General features: G+C 39.2%; 16 protein-coding genes. All 16 read left to right on the top strand.

Going from position 1 to position 18,467, the window contains the following annotated elements; genetic code table 11:
• The first annotated feature begins 37 nt into the window (after positions 1 to 37).
• The 16 genes from X953_RS14985 to X953_RS14910 all read left to right on the top strand — a co-directional run bounded on the left by X953_RS14985 (position 38) and on the right by X953_RS14910 (position 18,463).
• A complete protein-coding gene (locus tag X953_RS14985) occupies positions 38 to 1,369 on the top strand; it encodes a carbohydrate ABC transporter permease (RefSeq protein ID WP_040956311.1) in 1,332 nt (443 codons plus the stop codon).
• 12 nt (positions 1,370 to 1,381) lie between these two features.
• On the top strand, positions 1,382 to 2,203 hold the full coding sequence (locus X953_RS14980; protein ID WP_040956310.1) for a carbohydrate ABC transporter permease: 822 nt from the start codon (positions 1,382 to 1,384) through the stop codon (positions 2,201 to 2,203).
• 107 nt (positions 2,204 to 2,310) lie between these two features.
• Positions 2,311 to 3,393, top strand: coding sequence for a Gfo/Idh/MocA family protein (locus X953_RS14975; RefSeq protein ID WP_040956309.1), 1,083 nt, complete (start codon positions 2,311 to 2,313; stop codon positions 3,391 to 3,393).
• Positions 3,394 to 3,506: 113 nt separating this feature from the next.
• A complete protein-coding gene (locus X953_RS14970) occupies positions 3,507 to 4,223 on the top strand; it encodes a ThuA domain-containing protein (RefSeq protein ID WP_040956308.1) in 717 nt (238 codons plus the stop codon).
• 11 nt (positions 4,224 to 4,234) lie between these two features.
• The gene (locus X953_RS14965; protein WP_040956307.1) at positions 4,235 to 5,266 is read left to right on the top strand and encodes a Gfo/Idh/MocA family protein; all 1,032 of its coding nucleotides are present in this window, start codon (positions 4,235 to 4,237) and stop codon (positions 5,264 to 5,266) included.
• Positions 5,267 to 5,269: 3 nt separating this feature from the next.
• Complete coding sequence (locus X953_RS14960; RefSeq protein WP_040956306.1) at positions 5,270 to 6,310, top strand: Gfo/Idh/MocA family protein; 1,041 nt, start codon at positions 5,270 to 5,272, stop codon at positions 6,308 to 6,310.
• Positions 6,311 to 6,328: 18 nt separating this feature from the next.
• The gene (locus X953_RS14955) at positions 6,329 to 7,297 is read left to right on the top strand and encodes a sugar phosphate isomerase/epimerase (protein WP_040956305.1); all 969 of its coding nucleotides are present in this window, start codon (positions 6,329 to 6,331) and stop codon (positions 7,295 to 7,297) included.
• A 160-nt stretch (positions 7,298 to 7,457) separates the two neighbouring features.
• Positions 7,458 to 8,984, top strand: coding sequence for an AbgT family transporter (locus X953_RS14950; protein WP_040956304.1), 1,527 nt, complete (start codon positions 7,458 to 7,460; stop codon positions 8,982 to 8,984).
• A 373-nt stretch (positions 8,985 to 9,357) separates the two neighbouring features.
• Entirely contained in the window at positions 9,358 to 10,665 is a 1,308-nt protein-coding gene (locus X953_RS14945; protein ID WP_040956303.1) for an ABC transporter substrate-binding protein, read from the top strand.
• Between the two features lie 267 nt (positions 10,666 to 10,932).
• Positions 10,933 to 11,799 (top strand): carbohydrate ABC transporter permease, encoded by an 867-nt coding sequence (locus X953_RS14940; protein WP_040956302.1) that lies wholly within the window; start codon positions 10,933 to 10,935, stop codon positions 11,797 to 11,799.
• 14 nt (positions 11,800 to 11,813) lie between these two features.
• Positions 11,814 to 12,662, top strand: a complete 849-nt coding sequence (locus tag X953_RS14935) for a carbohydrate ABC transporter permease (RefSeq protein WP_052350156.1) — start codon at positions 11,814 to 11,816, stop codon at positions 12,660 to 12,662.
• Between the two features lie 29 nt (positions 12,663 to 12,691).
• Positions 12,692 to 14,293, top strand: a complete 1,602-nt coding sequence (gene nagZ / locus X953_RS14930) for a beta-N-acetylhexosaminidase (protein ID WP_040956301.1) — start codon at positions 12,692 to 12,694, stop codon at positions 14,291 to 14,293.
• A gap of 66 nt (positions 14,294 to 14,359) precedes the next feature.
• Positions 14,360 to 15,508: an exo-beta-N-acetylmuramidase NamZ domain-containing protein gene (locus tag X953_RS14925; protein ID WP_040956300.1), complete on the top strand. Its 1,149-nt coding sequence runs from the start codon at positions 14,360 to 14,362 to the stop codon at positions 15,506 to 15,508.
• Positions 15,509 to 15,522: 14 nt separating this feature from the next.
• Complete coding sequence (gene murQ / locus X953_RS14920; protein WP_040956299.1) at positions 15,523 to 16,434, top strand: N-acetylmuramic acid 6-phosphate etherase; 912 nt, start codon at positions 15,523 to 15,525, stop codon at positions 16,432 to 16,434.
• A 99-nt stretch (positions 16,435 to 16,533) separates the two neighbouring features.
• A complete protein-coding gene (locus X953_RS14915; protein ID WP_040956298.1) occupies positions 16,534 to 17,415 on the top strand; it encodes a MurR/RpiR family transcriptional regulator in 882 nt (293 codons plus the stop codon).
• 70 nt (positions 17,416 to 17,485) lie between these two features.
• Complete coding sequence (locus X953_RS14910; RefSeq protein WP_198023281.1) at positions 17,486 to 18,463, top strand: N-acetylglucosamine kinase; 978 nt, start codon at positions 17,486 to 17,488, stop codon at positions 18,461 to 18,463.
• Positions 18,464 to 18,467: the final 4 nt, after the last annotated feature.

Raw genomic sequence — 18,467 nt, 5'->3', positions numbered from 1 at the left:
ATAAGGTAATCTTGCCTTATTTCTGAGGAGGCTTAGAATGAAAAATAATAAAAAGCAAAAATTTCAATTGAGTGAAAAACAACTCGGCTATGCCATGGTCCTTCCATCGCTACTTCTGGTCATTGTGGTTGTTCTTTGGCCTGTAGCGCAATCCTTTTATAACAGTTTATTTGACTATAGGCTGAACGATCCGACTCGATCACAGCTTATGCTCCGTGCAACAATAGATTTAGAAAGGTATGTGGATAACTACTTTTACATAGGCGATCAGCTTGAAAGTTTGGCAAACAATGCAGACAGTAAAGAAACGACGGACACGATTAACAAAATACAACAGGATATCGAAAGCTACCATTCTAAGCTGATCAGTGATGAAGAAATGAGAAATAAAGTAGAAAAAATTGATGAAATGTTAATGAATTATACTCCGGTAAAGGATTCGGAATTAAAATATTCCGAGCTTGAAAATGATTTTGCTGTATCGTATCGGGAAGCACTAACATCTCATTCGGCAACATTGAAGGATATTGCTGAATCAAGTACGAATGAACAGCTGTCCCAACAGCTTCAGCAATCATCCGATTTATTGGCATCAACTGCTGGGAATATTTTAAAATCAAACTTTATTGGTTTGAGTAATTACGGTAAATATTTAAAAGATCAACGAATGTGGAAGGCGATGGGGAATACTGCTTTTTTTACTGTTATATCCGTGGCATTTGAGCTTGTTCTTGGACTTGCAATTGCCCTCCTCATTAATCGGGCGTTTAAAGGCAGAGGAATTATCCGAGCATCTGTATTAATTCCATGGGCTATTCCGACAGCAGTAGCTGCTATGATGTGGGGATTCTTATATGATGGTCAATCGGGAATAGTTGCACATTATTTGGAAGTATTACATCTAATTCCGGGAGCCTCATGGCTTCTGACAACTTCGGATGGCGGAATGTTTTCTATTATTCTAGCGGACGTATGGAAAACAACTCCATATATGGCCTTGTTACTTTTAGCAGGTTTGCAGACAATACCACAGTCATTATATGAAGCATCAAGTGTGGATGGCGCTAATAAAATTCATCAGTTCTGGCGAATTACACTTCCGCTTTTAAAATCATCTATTTTAGTTGCATTGCTCTTTAGAACCTTGGACGCATTTAGAGTATTTGACCTCATTTATGTATTGACTGGAGGCGGCCCGGCTAATGCTACAGAGTCCATTTCTGTATATGCTTATAAGACGCTATTCGCCCAACAGAATTTCGGTGAAGGCTCCGTCCTTTCTGTCATTGTATTTATTAGTGTAGCGATTATTAGTTTGGTTTATGTAAAGCTGATCGGTTCCGATTTATTTGAAGGTCGTACGAAATGAGGAGGGGTATAAATGAATAAGCGTGGCGGGATTGGTTTTTATCTATTTTTGATTATATTTGTTTTCCTTGTGATGTTTCCTTTTATTTGGGTATTTTTGACTTCAATTAAACCACCGAGAGAAATATTCTCTTCTTTCAATTGGTTTACGAGTGATCCATCACTCAATTCTTATGAAGCAGCATTAACGAACAGACCATTAGTACGTTATATGATCAATAGTTTTGTAGTATCTGCCTTAACTACTGTTTTATCTCTGGCGTTTGCAGCCTTTACTGCCTATGCGGTTACGAGGCTGCCGATTAAAGGGAAAGGTTTGATATTGGGGCTTGTGCTTGCTGCGTCTATGTTCCCGCAGATTGCCATTATCTCTCCCATGTTCAATTTGGTTACAGGACTAGGATTGCGCAATAGTTACCTTGGACTCGTGATTCCATATATAACTATAAGTCTTCCACTTGCAATATGGATCCTGTCTACTTTCTTTAAAAAAATTCCTTTTGAACTTGAAGAGTCTGCCAAATTGGATGGTGCAAGCCCATTTCAAACATTCCGAAAAATAATATTTCCATTAGCAGCTCCAGGGGTTTTTACGACAGGGATTCTGGTGTTTATAGCAGCTTGGAATGAATATTTATTTGCACTGACGATTAATAGTGATGATATGTGGAGAACAGTTCCTGTAGGGATTTCCATGTACCAAAGTCAATATTCCATTCCTTGGGGCGACATTTCTGCTGCAACTGTTATCGTGACAATTCCCATTGTAATATTGGTACTGTTTTTCCAAAAAAGAATTGTTTCCGGTCTAACCTCCGGATCTGTGAAGGAATAATGGTGATATTGAAGAACTTTAGTACAATAGTAATTTAATTGAAGTGAATAAATCTTTAATAAAATATACTGCTCTTTTTATAGAAAGAAAATAAGGTTGGTGTATATATGACGCAAAAATTGAAGGTTGGAATCATTGGTTGTGGAGCCATCGCCACAAAAAAACATCTGCCAGGTCTTCAAAAGTTAGATTTAGTAGACATTATCGCCTTTTGCAATCGAAATACCGAAAAAGCGAAGACAGCTGCAAGGGAATTTGGAACTGCCGATGCTAAAATTTATGGTGACTACAGAGAAATGTTGAAAGATACAACGATTGATGTTGTCCACGTCTGTACCCCGAATGCATCTCATGCGGAAATTACGATCGCAGCATTAGAAGCAGGTAAGCATGTGATGTGTGAAAAGCCAATGGCAAAGACGTCCGAAGAGGCTAAAAGAATGCTAGCTGTTGCTGAGAAAACGAAGAAAAAACTGTCTATTGGCTATAACAATCGGTTTCGTGCTGACAGCCAGTATTTGCATAAAGCAGTCCAACGCGGGGATCTTGGAGAAATTTATTATGCTAAGGCTCACGCGATTAGGAGAAGAGCGGTCCCGACATGGGGGGTGTTTCTTGATGATGAAAAACAAGGCGGCGGTCCGCTAATTGATATAGGTTCACATGCGCTTGATTTAACACTATGGATGATGGATAACTACAGTCCGCAAGTTGTAATGGGATCTGTTTTTCATAAGCTTGGCAAAAAGAAAGAAGCTGCTAACGCTTTTGGTCCCTGGGATCCAGAAGCATTTCAGGTGGAGGATTCTGCATTCGGATTTATTAAGATGCAAAATGAAGCTACTGTAATCCTTGAATCCAGTTGGGCATTGAATACATTGGATGTAGGCGAAGGTAAATGCTCCCTAAGCGGTACAGAGGGGGGAGCAGATATGATGGATGGTCTTCGTATCCATGGAGAGGACTTTGGTAAATTATATACGACAAATGTTGAATTGGACCCGGGAAGTGTTGCGTTTTTTGAAGGTAAAACAGAAAGCTCTGAAGACCTTGAAATGCGCACGTGGATTGAAAGTATTCTGAATAATTCAGAGCCGGTGGTGAAGGCGGAAGAAGCACTGGTTGTCACCCAAATATTGGAGGCAATCTATGAATCAGCAAAAATGGGGAAAGCTGTGTATTTTGATTAACATGTGATGCTCTCAGCTTATATATGTAGTAACTAAGGTTATGTTCTTGAAATAAGAATTGTAGGTTAGGTAAATAAGAAAGTATTTATTAAAACAGATGAGGAGTGAAATAATTGAGAGTAACTGTTTGGAATGAATACCGTCATGAAAAGGAAAATTCTAATGTCGCATCCATTTATCCTAATGGCATCCATCAAACGATTGCTTCTTTTCTTCAAGAAGCAGGGTATGAGACACAAACAGCAACACTTGACGAAGCGGAGCATGGGCTAACTGAAGAAGTGTTATCTGAAACGGATGTACTAATTTGGTGGGGACATAAGATGCATGAAAAAGTGAGTGAGGAAATTGCCGAACGAGTGAAGCAGTGTGTCCTCGAGGGTATGGGGCTAATTGTCTTACACTCAGGCCACTTTTCCAAGGTATTTAAAAAATTAATGGGAACTACGTGTGATCTGAAATGGCGTGAGGCGGATGAAAAGGAACGTTTGTGGGTAGTTGACCCAACCCATCCGATTACAGAAGGACTTGGCGAGTATATTGAACTTGAAAAGGAAGAAATGTATGGAGAGCACTTTGATATCCCGGCACCTGATGAATTAGTGTTCGTTAGCTGGTTTGAAGGAGGCGAGGTATTTCGCAGTGGAGCCACATTTAAACGAGGGCGTGGTAAAATTTTTTATTTTCGACCTGGTCATGAGTCCTATCCAACCTATCATAACAAGGAGATTCAGAAAGTAATAACAAATGGTGTTAAATGGGCTGCAAATACGAATACACCAAGACATTCTTATGGAAATCAACAACCGTTAGAAAAATTAGATAAATAGAGGTGAGAAAAATGGGAAAATTGAAAGTGGCGGTAATTGGTTGTGGAAGTATCGCAAAACATAGGCATCTCATCGAATATAAGGCAAACCCTGAAGTGGTAATAACTGCAGTTTGCGATATCGTGAGAGTAAGAGCAGATGAAATGGCTGAACGATACCATGCAAAAGCTTATACAGACTATGAAGAACTTTTACAAAATGAAGATGTGGATGCCGTGAGTATTTGTTTACCAAATTATTTGCATGCTCCAGTATCCATTGCTGCTTTGAATGCCAAAAAGCATGTTCTCTGCGAAAAACCAATGGCTACATCATGTGAGGAAGCAGAAAACATGATTAAGGCTGCTAAAGAACATAATCGGAAATTGATGATCGCTCATAATCAGCGTTTTGTTCCTTCCCACCAAAAGGCAAAAGAATTAATTGCAAGTGGAGAAATCGGAAAAGTTTATAGCTTCCGAACCACGTTTGGACATGGCGGACCAGAAAGATGGAGTGCTGACGGGAGAGAAAGCTGGTTCTTTGAGAAGGATAAAGCATTTATTGGCGCTATGGGTGATCTTGGTGTACATAAAGCCGACTTAATACGTTACCTTCTCGGCGAGGAAATTACGAATGTTGCAGCATTTGTTGAAACAAGTGCAAAAGGGGATACAGATGTTGATGACAATGCGGTTTGTATTCTGAAATCGGAAAGTGGAGTCATAGGTACATTAGTGGCAAGCTGGGCATACAACGCCAGGGAGGATAACTCGACAATTATTTACGGAGAAGATGCCATCTTACGGCTGGAAGATGACCCGACGTATTCCTTAGTAATGCAATATAAAAACGGTGATGCAGTTAATTATAAGCTCGGTGAAATTCAAACAAATGAATCTGGCGGACAGACTACCACACATGTCATTGATCATTTTGTGCAAAGTATTCTTGAGGATAAAGAACCACTGGTTACTGGAGAAGAAGGGAAGAAATCATTAGAAATAATTCTAAGTGCAATAGAATCAAGTGAGTTAAATAAAATCAGCAATGTGAGAGGGTAAATAATGACAAAATTACGTATGGGTATTATTGGAGTCGGTGGCATTGCTCAAGAAAGGCATATTCCAGCATTTTTGCAACTACAAGACAAAGTAACCTTGATGGCAGTAAATGATATGAACGAGGAAAGAGCAGATGAGGTTGCGAAAAAGTATAATATACCGCATGTATTTTCCAACTACCATGAATTATTTGCGGTAGTAGATGCAGTAACAATCTGCACGCCTAACAAATTCCATGCTGAAATTTCTATAGCAGCCTTGAATGCTGGTGTTCACGTTTTCTGTGAAAAGCCAATGGCCATCACTACGGAAGAGTGTGAAAGAATGATCGAAGCTTCTCAAAAAGCTGGGAAGTTATTGTCGATAGGCTATCATTATCGTTACACGGAGGTTAGTCAGATAGCCAAAAGAGCAGTAATGGAAAATCAAATAGGTGATCCGCTTGTCACGAGAGTCCAAGCTTTAAGAAGAAGAAAAGTTCCTGGGTGGGGAGTTTTCACAAATAAAGAATTGCAAGGCGGGGGGAGTTTGATAGACTTCGGCTGCCATTTACTTGATCTATCTATGTGGTTACTAGGAGATCCTGAGCCGGTAGAGGTAATCGGAAAAACATATAATCGTTTGAGTAAATCACCCATCCAAATAAATGATTGGGGGTCCTTTAATTATCAGACATTTGAAGTAGATGATCATGTGTCCGCATATATTACCTTTGAAAATGACATATCTGTTCTATTTGAATGTTCCTGGGCTGCTAATATTAAAGAAGATAAAATCCATCTCAGCGTCTCCGGAGCAGAAGGTGGTTTAAATATGTATCCATTCGAGTTATATCAGCCGAAGCTAGGAAGCATGATGGAAACAACGGCAAAAGCCGAGCATAATGAAAAAAAGGCAGGAGTAGTGCAAGCAGAAAACTTCGTAAATAGCTGTCTCGGTGAAAGTGAATTAGTTGTTAAGCCGGAACAAGCAATGAAGGTTTCAAAAATAATTGAGGCAATTTATCAAAGTAGTGAAAGTGGAACAAGTGTAAAACTCTCATAGGGGAAAGGCGGCTGAAAGATGAAATTAGGAGTATTTGCAGTTTTATTTCAAGACAAAAACTTTGAAGAAATGCTGGATCGTGTAAAAAATGCTGGACTTGATGCTGTGGAAATAGGTACAGGCGGAAATCCGGGAAATGCACATTGTAACATGGACGAACTACTGAATAGTGAAGACAAGCGCAAGGAATATCTTGAAAAGATTCACTCAAGAGGGCTTACAATTAGTGCATTTAGCTGCCATGACAATCCAGTATCGCCAAATAAAAAACATGCTCAAGCTTCCCATGATGTTTTTATAAAAACAGTTAAACTTGCGGAAATGATGGATGTTCCTATTGTAAATACGTTCTCAGGTACGCCAGGTTCGAATGAGAATTCGATGTATCCAAACTGGCCGGTAACACCATGGCCTACAGCTTATTCGGACATCTTGGAATGGCAATGGGAGAAAAAATTAATTCCGTATTGGAAGGAGCAGGGACAGTTTGCCAAGGATCATGGGGTGAAAATAGGACTCGAATTACATGCTGGATTTTTAGTTCACACACCATACACGATGCTCAAATTAAGAGAGGCTACAAATGATGCAGTGGGTGCAAACTTAGATCCAAGTCATCTTTGGTGGCAGGGGATTGATCCAGTAGCAGCTATAAAAATCCTAGGTAAGGAAAATGCAATTCACCATTTTCACGCAAAAGACACCTATATTGATTGGGATAATGTAAACATGTATGGACTTACGGATATGCAAGCCTATTCCAATGTCCAGACACGCGCATGGACCTTCCGTTCAGTTGGTTATGGTCATAGTGTTGAGGAATGGACCAATATCATTAGCGCGTTGAGAACGTATGGTTATGATCACGTTGTCAGTATTGAGCATGAGGACCCCCTGATGTCAGTAGACGAAGGATTTCAGGCTGCGGTTGGCAATTTAAAGAATATATTAATTAGAGAAAAGCCTGTAGATATGTGGTGGGCTTAAGAAAAATGGAAGCCAGATACTGAAAAGTGTCTGGTTTTTTTAATTCAATTACGGGAATCAGCAAAGTAAAGATTACAGTCTTTTTAATAAATCTTACTATTTTCATAGGATTAATTATGTTATCATAGATAATAAAATTTTTGAACAATGGGGTGGGAAAATGGCTGAGCGAGCAAAGAAAGGTTCTGATACGTTCCTTACTAGAATATTAAATAGGGTGGAATGGTTAGGAAATAGATTGCCAGATCCGTTTATGCTGTTTGCGAGTCTTGCAATTCTTGTTATCTTGCTATCCTGGATTATTTCTTCTTTTGATGTCACATTTATGCAGCCTGGGGAGGAGGAGCCGGTTGCAATTAAAAGTCTTGTTTCAGCTGAGGGAATTCAATACATGCTGACATCCATGTTGGAGAACTTTGTAGGATTCAAACCACTAGGCATTGTATTGGCGATCATGCTGGGGATTGGCCTTGCTGATAAGGTAGGGTTAATCGAAACATTTATCAAAAGCACGATTCTAAAGGCACCAAAAGGGCTGATCACCTATGCCGTTATCTTTATAGGTATCCTTGGCAATCTTGCTGCAGATGCAGCTTTCGTAATCATCCCTCCTTTAGCAGCAATGGTTTTCTATAATGTTGGCAGACATCCTTTAGCCGGGCTTGCGGCTGGGTTTGCTGGTGTGGGTTCCGGGTTTACGGCAAATATTATTGTAAGTAATACAGATGCGGTGTTGTCTGGTATTTCCGCAGAAGTGATGGGAACGTTGGATACCGCGGTAACGGTAACACCTGTCGATAACTATTATTTCATGCTTGTATCTGTCATTCTATTATCAGTTACGGGCGCTTTGATAACGGAAAAAATAGTCGAACCTCGCCTTGGAAAATATGAAGGGGATATTCAAAAAGATTTCGAACCTGTTCAAGCGATAGAAAGAAGAGGTCTACGTAATGCAACCTTCGCGGCATTAGCGTATATCGGATTGTTGCTAGTCGTAATTCTTTGGCCGGACTCGCCGCTTCGTAATGAAAATGGTGGGATGGTTCCTTCTCCATTTCTTAAAGGGATTGTACCAATCATCATGCTCTTTTTCATCACGGTGGGTATCGCTTATGGAATAACGACGAAAAAGATTACGAGTTCTAAATCGATTCCAGCATTTATGGGCGAGGCAATGAAGGATTTGTCCGGCTTTATCGTCCTAATCTTTGCTGCAGCTCAATTTATTGCATACTTTGAATGGACAAATATTGGAACATGGTTGGCAGTCAGTGGAGCATCCTTTCTGGAGAACGCAGGAATAACAGGGATTGGCACGGTAATTGCCTTTGTGTTGCTTACTGCAGGATTGAATTTAGTTATTTTTAGTGGTTCAGCACAATGGGCATTGGAATCACCGATTTTCTTAAAGATGTTTTATTTTCTTGATTATCACCCGGCATTTATCCAAGCAGCCTATCGTATTGCCGATTCCTCAACGAACATTATTACACCGATGAATCCATACTTTATCATCGTGCTTGCATTCATGAAAGAATATGACAAAAAAGCCGGGATTGGCACATTGATTGCACTAATGCTTCCATATGGCTTGATCTTCCTTCTTGTTTGGATTCTTTTGTTGCTGGCATTTGTGTTTTTAGGAATTCCGTTTGGTCCGGGGATTGGTGTGTATTTGGGGTGATGAAATAATAAAGTTTTATTATAAAAAAGTGCAGTAATAGACTTACTGTGCTTTTTTATTTAGGCTAATACAGTAAACCAAAAACAGTTATTCTACCAATCTATGAATAATTTGTCGAAATATAAGTAATTTGAAATAAAATTTCATAAAAACATATTGACTAACGCAATATTTTTTTATATAATTCAATCAGCAAAGCAAATAGAAAGGTAGCCTTCTATCGGTTTTGTTGGAAAGGCTTACAAAAAGGAGGTTTTATAGCAACAACGCTTTTTAGCTCAAAGTAGAGTTGCAAAGCGAACAAGTACATAAAAAGATTTCGGAATCTTGCATCAAAAAAGAGCTTGATAATTTGAGAGGGGTTTTTTAGGAGATGAAGAAAAAAAGTTTAATTAGTTTATTGCTAATTATAGCGATGCTTGTTATGTCAGCATGTGGCAATGGTGATGATTCTTCAGCGAAAGATGGAGAAAAGAAGGAGTCCGGTGGTTCAGAGGAAGCAACTATTGAGTTTTGGACAATGCAATTAAAACCAACATTCACAGATTACATTGAAGGTGTTATTGCTGATTTTGAAAAAGAGAATCCAAATATTAAGGTGAAATGGTTGGATGTACCAGCAGCAGATTTAAGTCAGAAAATATTAACAGCTGTTAGCTCTAACTCAGCTCCTGATGTGGTTAACTTAAACCCTACATTTGCATCCCAATTGGCTGACTTGGATGCATTGGTAAATATGGATGAAGCAGTAGCAGAAGAGGATCAAAAGAAATATGTTCAAGGTGCATGGGAAGCAAACCAAATTAATGGTACAACATTTGCTATTCCATGGTACTTATCTACAGAAGTATCTCTTAATAACAAATCAATTTATGAAGAAGCAGGTCTTGATCCTGAAAAAGACATTCCTGTAACCTATGAGGATGCCAAAAAAGTAGCTAAAACAGTTAAAGAAGAAACAGGTAAATACGGGTATTTCCCGTCACTTGACCTATCTTTGGTGTTACAGCATATGGTTAAAATGGGAGCAGACCTAACTAATGAAGATGGAACAAAAGCTGCCTTTAATTCGGATGCAGGCTTAGAGGCATTTGAATACTTTACAGAGCTTTATCAGGACGACTTAATTCCACGTGAAGCATTAACAGGTGATCAAAGAAGTACAATTGATATGTATCAGGCAGGACAAGTTGCAACATTTATGGGATCTCAGTTTATCTCACAAATTAAAGAAAACGCGCCTGACATTTACGAGAACACACTTCCTTCCACTGGTATTACTGGAGAGAGTGGCAAAAAGACAATTAGTGTACAAAACATTGTAGTCCCTGAACAAACGGAAAGTAAGGAAGCAGCAGTTAAGTTCGCTTTATTCCTGACAAATGCTGAAAATCAACTGGAATTCTCGAAGTTGACACCAATTCTTCCGTCTGCAGTAGAAGCATTAGAGGATCCATACTTCACTGAAGCAGGTGAAGATGCAGAGCCAATAGATTTAGTTCGTATTCAGTCTGCAGCACAGCTTGATGAGTCGGAGTTGTTAATTAAGCCAATGGATAATTATGATGAGTTGCGTCAAGCCATGTATGATGCTATTTCAGAAGCAATGCTTGGAAATATGAGCCCTCAGGAGGCATTAGATCAAGCAGAAGCAGCATGGAATGAAATTTTAAGTAAGTAAAATCATTAGTTTGATAGGTTAGTGGTATTCCGCTACGGAAAAACGCTTCGCTTTCCGTGGGCGCTGCTAAGCCTCCTCGTGCTGCGCACTGCGGGGTCTTATCTAGGCTTATTTTCCCACAGGAGTCTGCGCGTTTTTCCTCCGCTAATTTGTCACAAGAAGAAAACCGAGCCGTAATTCAGCATAAGTTTGAATCGGTTCGGATTTTCAATAAATACTGGTATTTTTCTCAGTATTTTTTTAAATCCAAAAGGTAGGGTGAATGATTTGAAAACAAATAAGCTTACACCGTACTTGTTTTTGCTGCCAGGATTAATCATATTAGGTGCTTTTATATTTTATCCAATGCTCCAGGCCTTTTGGTTAAGCATGACCGATTATAATATGATTGCAGACGCTGAATTTGTGGGAACCACAAACTATGAAAATTTGTTTCAAGATGATTTATTCTGGAAGACATTAACAAATACATTTATTTACTTGATCGGTGTCGTACCGGCACTCGTTATTATACCAATATTTTTAGCTGTGTTGGTTAACCAAAAATTAAAAGGTATTGGTTTCTTCCGCTCGGCTTATTATATTCCAGTAGTAACTTCCTTAGTAGTTGCAGGGATTGCCTGGGATTGGGTGTATAAAGAAAATGGTCTATTAAACTACGTTCTAGATATCTTAAATATCATTTCTGAGCCAATTCATTGGTTAACTTCCACACAAACTGCGATTTTTGCAGTTATGGTTGTGACCATTTGGAAAGGGCTTGGGTATTATATGATTATTTACTTAGCCGGTTTACAGTCCATTCCTAATGATCTTTATGAAGCGGCTGATATCGATGGGGCAAACTGGTGGCAAAAGGTAACAAGGGTGACAATTCCAATGCTGATGCCATTTGTGCTCATTGTAACTATTATGTCGTCAATTGCAGCAATGAAAGTCTTTGAGGAGATCTATATTATGACTGGTGGGGGACCATTACATAGTTCCGAAACACTTGTGTTTTATATTTATACAGAAGCATTTGATCGACTTAATATGGGATATGCCAGTGCAGCTGGTGTCGTATTATTTTTAATTACACTTGTTCTTTCCATAATTAATATTAAATTTATGGGTAAGGACAATACAGCGTGAGAGGAGGGAATTGAATGGCAATAAGTAAAGCGAAAGCAAATAACCCGATAATCAAGAAGTTTTTTCTATACATGTTATTAATTGTCGTAACAATCTTCATGATTGGTCCATTTCTATGGCTGTTATCCACTGCTTTGAAGTCAGGAAGTGAGAACATCTTCCAATATCCTCCTAAGCTTCTGCCTGAAAGCCCGACGTTAACTAACTTTGTCAAGGTGATGGATACATTTCCCTTCTGGAGATATTTATTTAATAGTGTGGTAGTTGCTGTGCTGACTGTATTCTTGAATGTTTTATTTTGCTCTCTGGCAGCATACCCGCTTGCAAGAATGAAATTCAGAGGGAAAAACACGATATTTATTTTGGTGCTTTCAACGATGATGATACCATTTCAATTATTAATGATACCTGTTTATATCATTTCTTTGAAACTTGGCTTGCAAAATACATATATGGGAATGGTTTTACCACATGTAACTACAGCTTTTGGTGTATTTCTCATGCGCCAGGCTTTTCTGACTGTACCGAAGGAATTGGATGAATCAGCGAGAATGGACGGAGCAAACAGTTTCCAAATTTGGTGGAGAATATTAATGCCACTTGTCAAACCTTCTATGGTAACGTTGATGATATTTACTTTTGTTAGTGCTTGGGGAGATTTTTTATGGCCATTAATTATTGTTAATGACCAGGATATGTTTACATTGCCACTTGGATTAAACATGCTACAGGGAACGTTCACATCTGATTGGCGCTTAATTGCTGCCGGTGCGATCATTTCAATGATTCCTATTATTGTCTTTTTCTTATTCCTGCAACGTTTCTTTATTAAGGGTGCGATGAATGGAGCAATAAAAGGATAGCGATTTATTTTGTAAAAAATGGAGGGTCTATGGTGGACAACGTAAGAGAATTAAAACGTCAAATCGGTCAAATGCTAGTGGTTGGCTTTGATGGTAAGACAATGCCCAAGCATATGAAAGAAATGATTCATGAATACCATATTGGCGGAATTATCTTGTTCAGTCGCAATATTGGTACGCCTAGTGAAGTTCTTCAGTTAACGACAGCACTGCAGAAGGAAGCAAAACAGGCAGGATATCAACAGCCATTATTCATTTGCATTGATCAGGAAAATGGGATTGTACGCCGCTTAGGTGAGGGGACCACGGCTTTTCCAGGAGCAATGGCTTTAGGAGCAACACAACAAGTGGAAAATGCCTATCATGTCGGTGTTGCCACTGGAAAAGAACTAAAGGCGTTAGGAATTAATTGGAACTTATCGCCGGTTGTTGATGTGAATAATAATCCGCGGAATCCTGTCATTGGGGTAAGGTCTTTTGGCGAGTCGCCGGATAAAGTGGCCATGTTTGGTGAAGCAGCTATGAAAGGGATGCAAGCTGCCGGCGTAATTACAACCTTGAAGCACTTTCCAGGTTATGGAGATATGGGAGTAGACCCGCATCTGGCTTTACCTGTCATTTCTCATAATAAAAAACGCCTGGATGAAGTAGAACTCTTCCCATTTAATAAAAACATCCAAGCAGGTGTCGATACCGTGATGTCTGCCCATGTTTATTTCCCTTCTATTGATGATGAAGCAGGTCTTCCGGCTACGTTATCGAAGAAGGTAATTACTGACCTATTAAGAGAAGAACTCGGTTTTGATGGTGTGGTAACGACAGATTGTATGGAGATGAATGCAATTTCGCATGGTATCGGTACGGATAAGGGTGCGGTTCGTGCGATACAGGCTGGTATTGATTTAATTATGATTTCTCATACATATGAGACACAGATACAGGCGATAGAGAAAATGCTTCTTGAAGCTGAACAGGACGAATCTGTCATGCATGCTGTCGAAATAGCGAATAAAAGAATTCAAAGGCTAAAAGCTGCATATTTGCAGTGGGAGGATTTGCATTTACTTGATACTCCGCCTGCAGTGGCTGATTTTGTTGGGGGAGAAGCACATGAAAAGCTTGCGGCATCTGTATTTCGTGAAAGTGTTACGATTGTAAATAATGAAGGCCTTCTTCCACTGAGCTGTTCATCAACAAGTAAGATCTTGTTAATTACTCCAGGAGATGAAGCAATGACTATAGTGGAAGATAAGAAGCATATCGACTTCTCATTGAGTGGTGCGATAAAAGTATATCAGAAAAATTGCCACGTAATGCCATTTCCCAGTAATGCTTCAGATGAAAGCATTACATCCATTGCCCATAAAGCTAAGGATTATGATTATGTGATCATTGGAACAAATGGCCTTACAACGGAAAGCAAGCTAGTAAGTCTAGTGCAATATATCCAAGAAATAGGCATCCCAATCATTGTTATAGCAATGAAAAGTCCATATGACATCGCTCTATTACCAAAAGTCTCAGCGTCTATTTGTACATATGAACCCACCACCACGGCAATTCAGATTGCTGTTGGTGCGTTATTTGGAAAAGAGCAGGCGAATGGAGCTTTGCCTGTCAGCCTATCCTAATTTGAAGAGCAAACGTAAGCTTCATATAAGAAGAAAAGGCAGCATGAACGAAAAAAGGTGGATTATATGAAAATTGGTCTTGATGTGTTTCTTGAAAGAGAATATAAAAATTTTATAGGGAAACGAATTGGTTTAATAACGAATATGACCGGAGTGAATGAGAAGCTTGTTCCTGCAATTGATTTATTTCATGAACATCCGGATATTCAATTAACAGCATTGTATGCTCCTGAGCATGGCATTCGTGGTGATGCCAAGGAAGGAGAAAAGCTTGAATCCGCAATAGACCCCTACACTGGTTTACCTGTTTACAGTTTGTATGGTGCTACACGTAAACCTGATCAAGCAATGCTGGCAGATGTAGATGTTTTATTATTTGATCTCCAGGATATTGGCGCGAGATATTATACATATATTTATACGATGGCTTATGTGATGGAAGCATGTAAAGAATACAGAAAACAATTTGTTGTTCTGGATCGTCCCAATCCTGTAGCAGGCACACAAATGGAAGGGAACCTTGTAGAAGAAGATGTACGCTCATTTGTAGGGCTATTGCCAATACCAAATCGGCATGGCATGACTGTAGCTGAGCTTGCTCTTATGTTTAAACATGAATTTGACTATAATTGTGAGCTTACGGTAATTCCGATGGAGGGCTGGCAACGAGATAAATATTATGATGAGACAGGACTTTTTTGGGTTCCACCCTCCCCGAACACTACGAATATTGAGATGAATATTTTATATCCGGGTACATGTCTCTTTGAAGGAACAAATCTTTCTGAAGGTCGGGGTACTACAAAGCCGTTTGAGCAGGTTGGTGCACCATTTATTGATGGACAAAAACTTGCAAAGGTCTTTAACAAAAAACAGATACCGGGCGTTTTGGCAAGACCGACTTCCTTTATTCCGACATATCAAAAACACCAAAATGAGATATGTGGAGGCGTCCAATTGCATGTATCTGATCGAAAGAAGTTAAATTCCTTTGAAGCAGGTATTTCACTTATAGAAATAATTGCAGAAATGTACCAAAGTGAATTTAAGTTCATAACAAATGAACAGGGTAAATATTTCTTTGACCTTTTAGCAGGAACGAAGAGTTTGAAGCAAATCATTTTAAAACGTACAGTCCAACCATTTTTTGAAGCATGCAATAAGGAACTAGAAGCTTTTAGAAAACAAAGAGAGAGTTATCTATTATATAAGTAGGATGGAGAGAATAGATGAAACTGACCAATTTAACGACAGAAACAAGAAATCAACATACAGCAAATATTGATACAATGTCTACAAAAGAAATTTTGGATGTAATTAATAAGGAAGATATGACCGTAGCGCAACGGGTACAGCAGGTGCTTCCTCAGATTGAAAAAGTTGTAGACGCTGTTTCTCATGCCTTACAGCGTGGGGGAAAGCTTTTTTACGTAGGTGCTGGAACGAGTGGAAGGATCGGGATTATGGATGCGGTCGAATGCCCACCTACGTTTAGCACCTCACCTGAGCTTGTTCAAGCAGTGATGGCTGGAGGTACAGGCGCGTTTGTTCAAGCAGTGGAAGGTGCAGAGGATGAGGAAGAAAGAGGCATAGAGGATCTTGAAAAGAGAAATATAACCGACTTGGATGTAGTTATTGGCATTGCTGCCAGTGGCAGAACACCATATGTAATAGGCGCATTAAAGCATGCGCAAAGTGAGGGAGCAGTAACTGTCAGCCTTTCCAGCAATCTGGATTCCGCGATCAGTAAATTTGCATCTATTGCTATAGAGGTGGAGACTGGTCCTGAGGTGTTGACAGGATCCACAAGAATGAAAGCAGCAACCGCACATAAAATGATTTTAAATATGATCACAACTACATCGATGATTAAAATTGGCAAAGTGTACGAGAATTTAATGGTTGATGTGAAGGTGAGTAACAAGAAATTGAAAGATCGTGCGAAGAGCATTGTGAGCACGATTACAAGAGTGTCTGATGAAAGAGCATCTGAAATTTTGGAAATAACTAATTATGAGGTAAAACCGGCAATTGTCATGATAAAAGCTAATGTCTCCTTTGAAGAGGCACAAAGCTATATCACCTTGGCAAATGGATTTGTTCGTGAGGCAATTGAACGTGCACAGAAAGAGAAGGTATAATAAGAGAGCGTGTCCGAGAAGTGTCTTCTATATAGAAAGCTTTCGAAAAACCAGATACATCTTTGTCCAGACTAAAACAATTTAAAGTGAGCTGATTGCATGAGCACAACAGGAGGCATTGTTATTTTAAAGGAAATGCTGCCGAAGTTGGCCCCATCTGAGAAGAAAATTGCAGCATATATTATAAATAATCCCCAAGAGGCTATTTCGCTAACGGTAAATGAATTGGCGAAAAAAAGTGCCACGAGTGGGGCGGCCGTTATTCGTTTATGTAAGTCGTTAGATTTAAAAGGCTATCAGGATTTGAAGCTAAGAATTGCTGGAGATTTGAGAAAACCTGGTGATCATGTTGGCTATCAGGATATCCAACCAAATGAATCAGCAAATTCCATCATAAAGAAAATGATTGATAATACGATTCAAACTGTTCGTGAGACGGCTGACATGCTAAATAAAGATGAATTGCAAAAAGCGGTTGATATATTGAGAGCGTCCAGACGAATTCACTTTATTGGAGTCGGAGCTTCAAGCATTGCAGCAGAAGATGCCCAGCAGAAATTTTTGCGTATTGACAAGACTGCATATGCTTTTAAAGATATGCATATGGCTGCAACGCTTGTAGCTAATGCAGAAGAAAAGGACGTTGTTGTGGGGATATCTTTTTCTGGAGAAACTCCTGAAATAGCAAAAATTCTACAGCTAGCTAAGGAAAACAAGGTTAAGACGATCAGCCTGACAAAATATGGCAGGTCAACGGTTGCTGATCAAGCGGATGTTAACTTGTTTACTTCTGCTTCCAGTGAGCCAACCTTTCGCAGTGGAGCAACTTCTTCCCGTCTTGCTCAACTGCAAGTAGTTGATATTCTCTTTATGTGTGTTGCTTCCATGCAATATGAAGAGACAGTAAAGCATCTAGGAGCAACAAGGGATGCAGTAGATTTTCTTACAATGAATGGTAATGGCACTAGTAAAAAAAGATAAAGAAGTACTTAAACATACAAGGGTTAGCTCAACAGGAGTTAATCCTTTTGTTACATGGAGGAGATTTTTTATGTATTATTTGGGGATTGATGGTGGAGGGACAAAAACAAAAGCAATCATTACAACAGCAAAAGGAAAGGTGATTGCTGAAGCGCTAGTTGAAGCAACTAATCCGAATAGTGTACCTGAAGAAACCATGAAATTAAGATTTCAGAACCTATTAAATGAGCTTTGGAAACAAAGTAATCTGCAAATAAACGATATTATTCAAGTATTTGCCGGAATGTCCGGGGTAAGCAGACAAGCTTCCAAACAAAGAATGAAACAGATTTTGTCCGTAATTCTGGAGGGATATGAAAATATTAGTGTAGATAATGATGCAGTAACTGCATTATATTCTGGAACGTTCGGCAAGCCGGGAATTGTACAAATTTCCGGTACAGGTTCTATCACCTATGGGGTTAATGCAGATGGGGAACACGGTCGTGTTGGTGGCTGGGGACATTTTATTGATGAAAAAGGCAGTGGTTTTTCTATTGGCAGAGATGCCTTACAAGCAGCTTTTAAAGCACTTGATGAAAGAAGGATACCTACATTATTGGGTGAATTTATTCTGGAGCATTTTCATGAAAAAGAATTGCCTGATGTAATTCCACATGTCTATCAAGCTGCTGATGTAAAAGTAGAAATTGCATCATTAAGCAGGCTTGTTTTTAAGGCAGCTGATCAAGTTGATACAATTGCCCTTTCAATAATTGAGCAGCAAGGGGAAGAAATCGGAAAATCGATTGCTAGGTTAATTTCTAATCATTTTAAAGAGGAAAGACAAGTTGTGCCTGTTGTTCTAGCAGGAGGTATTTTTAACCGCGTTGACTTAATCCAAGAAACAATGGCACAAACGTTAAAACTACTTGGGAAGAAAGTTCACTTTATCATGCCTGAAATTGATCCTGCAGGTGGAGCTGTTATCGCGGCATTAAAAAAAGACGGGATTCAAATTAACGAACACGAATTTATCCAAAACTATAAGATGTCTAAACGGGGGTGAAAAA

This window comes from Virgibacillus sp. SK37 (genome assembly GCF_000725285.1).
Taxonomy (GTDB): Bacteria; Bacillota; Bacilli; order Bacillales; family Amphibacillaceae; genus Virgibacillus_Q.
The sequence above is the reverse complement of the archived record's forward strand: the minus strand, read 5'-3'. Positions and strand labels throughout refer to the sequence as shown.

Excerpts from the sequence above, each read along its gene's own strand:
- X953_RS14985 (WP_040956311.1), top strand. The coding sequence starts at position 38 with ATGAAAAATAATAAAAAGCAAAAATTTCAATTGAGTGAAAAACAACTC.
- X953_RS14980 (WP_040956310.1), top strand. The coding sequence starts at position 1,382 with ATGAATAAGCGTGGCGGGATTGGTTTTTATCTATTTTTGATTATATTT.
- X953_RS14975 (WP_040956309.1), top strand. The coding sequence starts at position 2,311 with ATGACGCAAAAATTGAAGGTTGGAATCATTGGTTGTGGAGCCATCGCC.
- X953_RS14965 (WP_040956307.1), top strand. The coding sequence starts at position 4,235 with ATGGGAAAATTGAAAGTGGCGGTAATTGGTTGTGGAAGTATCGCAAAA.
- X953_RS14960 (WP_040956306.1), top strand. The coding sequence starts at position 5,270 with ATGACAAAATTACGTATGGGTATTATTGGAGTCGGTGGCATTGCTCAA.
- X953_RS14955 (WP_040956305.1), top strand. The coding sequence starts at position 6,329 with ATGAAATTAGGAGTATTTGCAGTTTTATTTCAAGACAAAAACTTTGAA.
- X953_RS14950 (WP_040956304.1), top strand. The coding sequence starts at position 7,458 with ATGGCTGAGCGAGCAAAGAAAGGTTCTGATACGTTCCTTACTAGAATA.
- X953_RS14945 (WP_040956303.1), top strand. The coding sequence starts at position 9,358 with ATGAAGAAAAAAAGTTTAATTAGTTTATTGCTAATTATAGCGATGCTT.
- X953_RS14935 (WP_052350156.1), top strand. The coding sequence starts at position 11,814 with ATGGCAATAAGTAAAGCGAAAGCAAATAACCCGATAATCAAGAAGTTT.
- nagZ (WP_040956301.1), top strand. The coding sequence starts at position 12,692 with ATGGTGGACAACGTAAGAGAATTAAAACGTCAAATCGGTCAAATGCTA.
- X953_RS14925 (WP_040956300.1), top strand. The coding sequence starts at position 14,360 with ATGAAAATTGGTCTTGATGTGTTTCTTGAAAGAGAATATAAAAATTTT.
- murQ (WP_040956299.1), top strand. The coding sequence starts at position 15,523 with ATGAAACTGACCAATTTAACGACAGAAACAAGAAATCAACATACAGCA.
- X953_RS14915 (WP_040956298.1), top strand. The coding sequence starts at position 16,534 with ATGAGCACAACAGGAGGCATTGTTATTTTAAAGGAAATGCTGCCGAAG.
- X953_RS14910 (WP_198023281.1), top strand. The coding sequence starts at position 17,486 with ATGTATTATTTGGGGATTGATGGTGGAGGGACAAAAACAAAAGCAATC.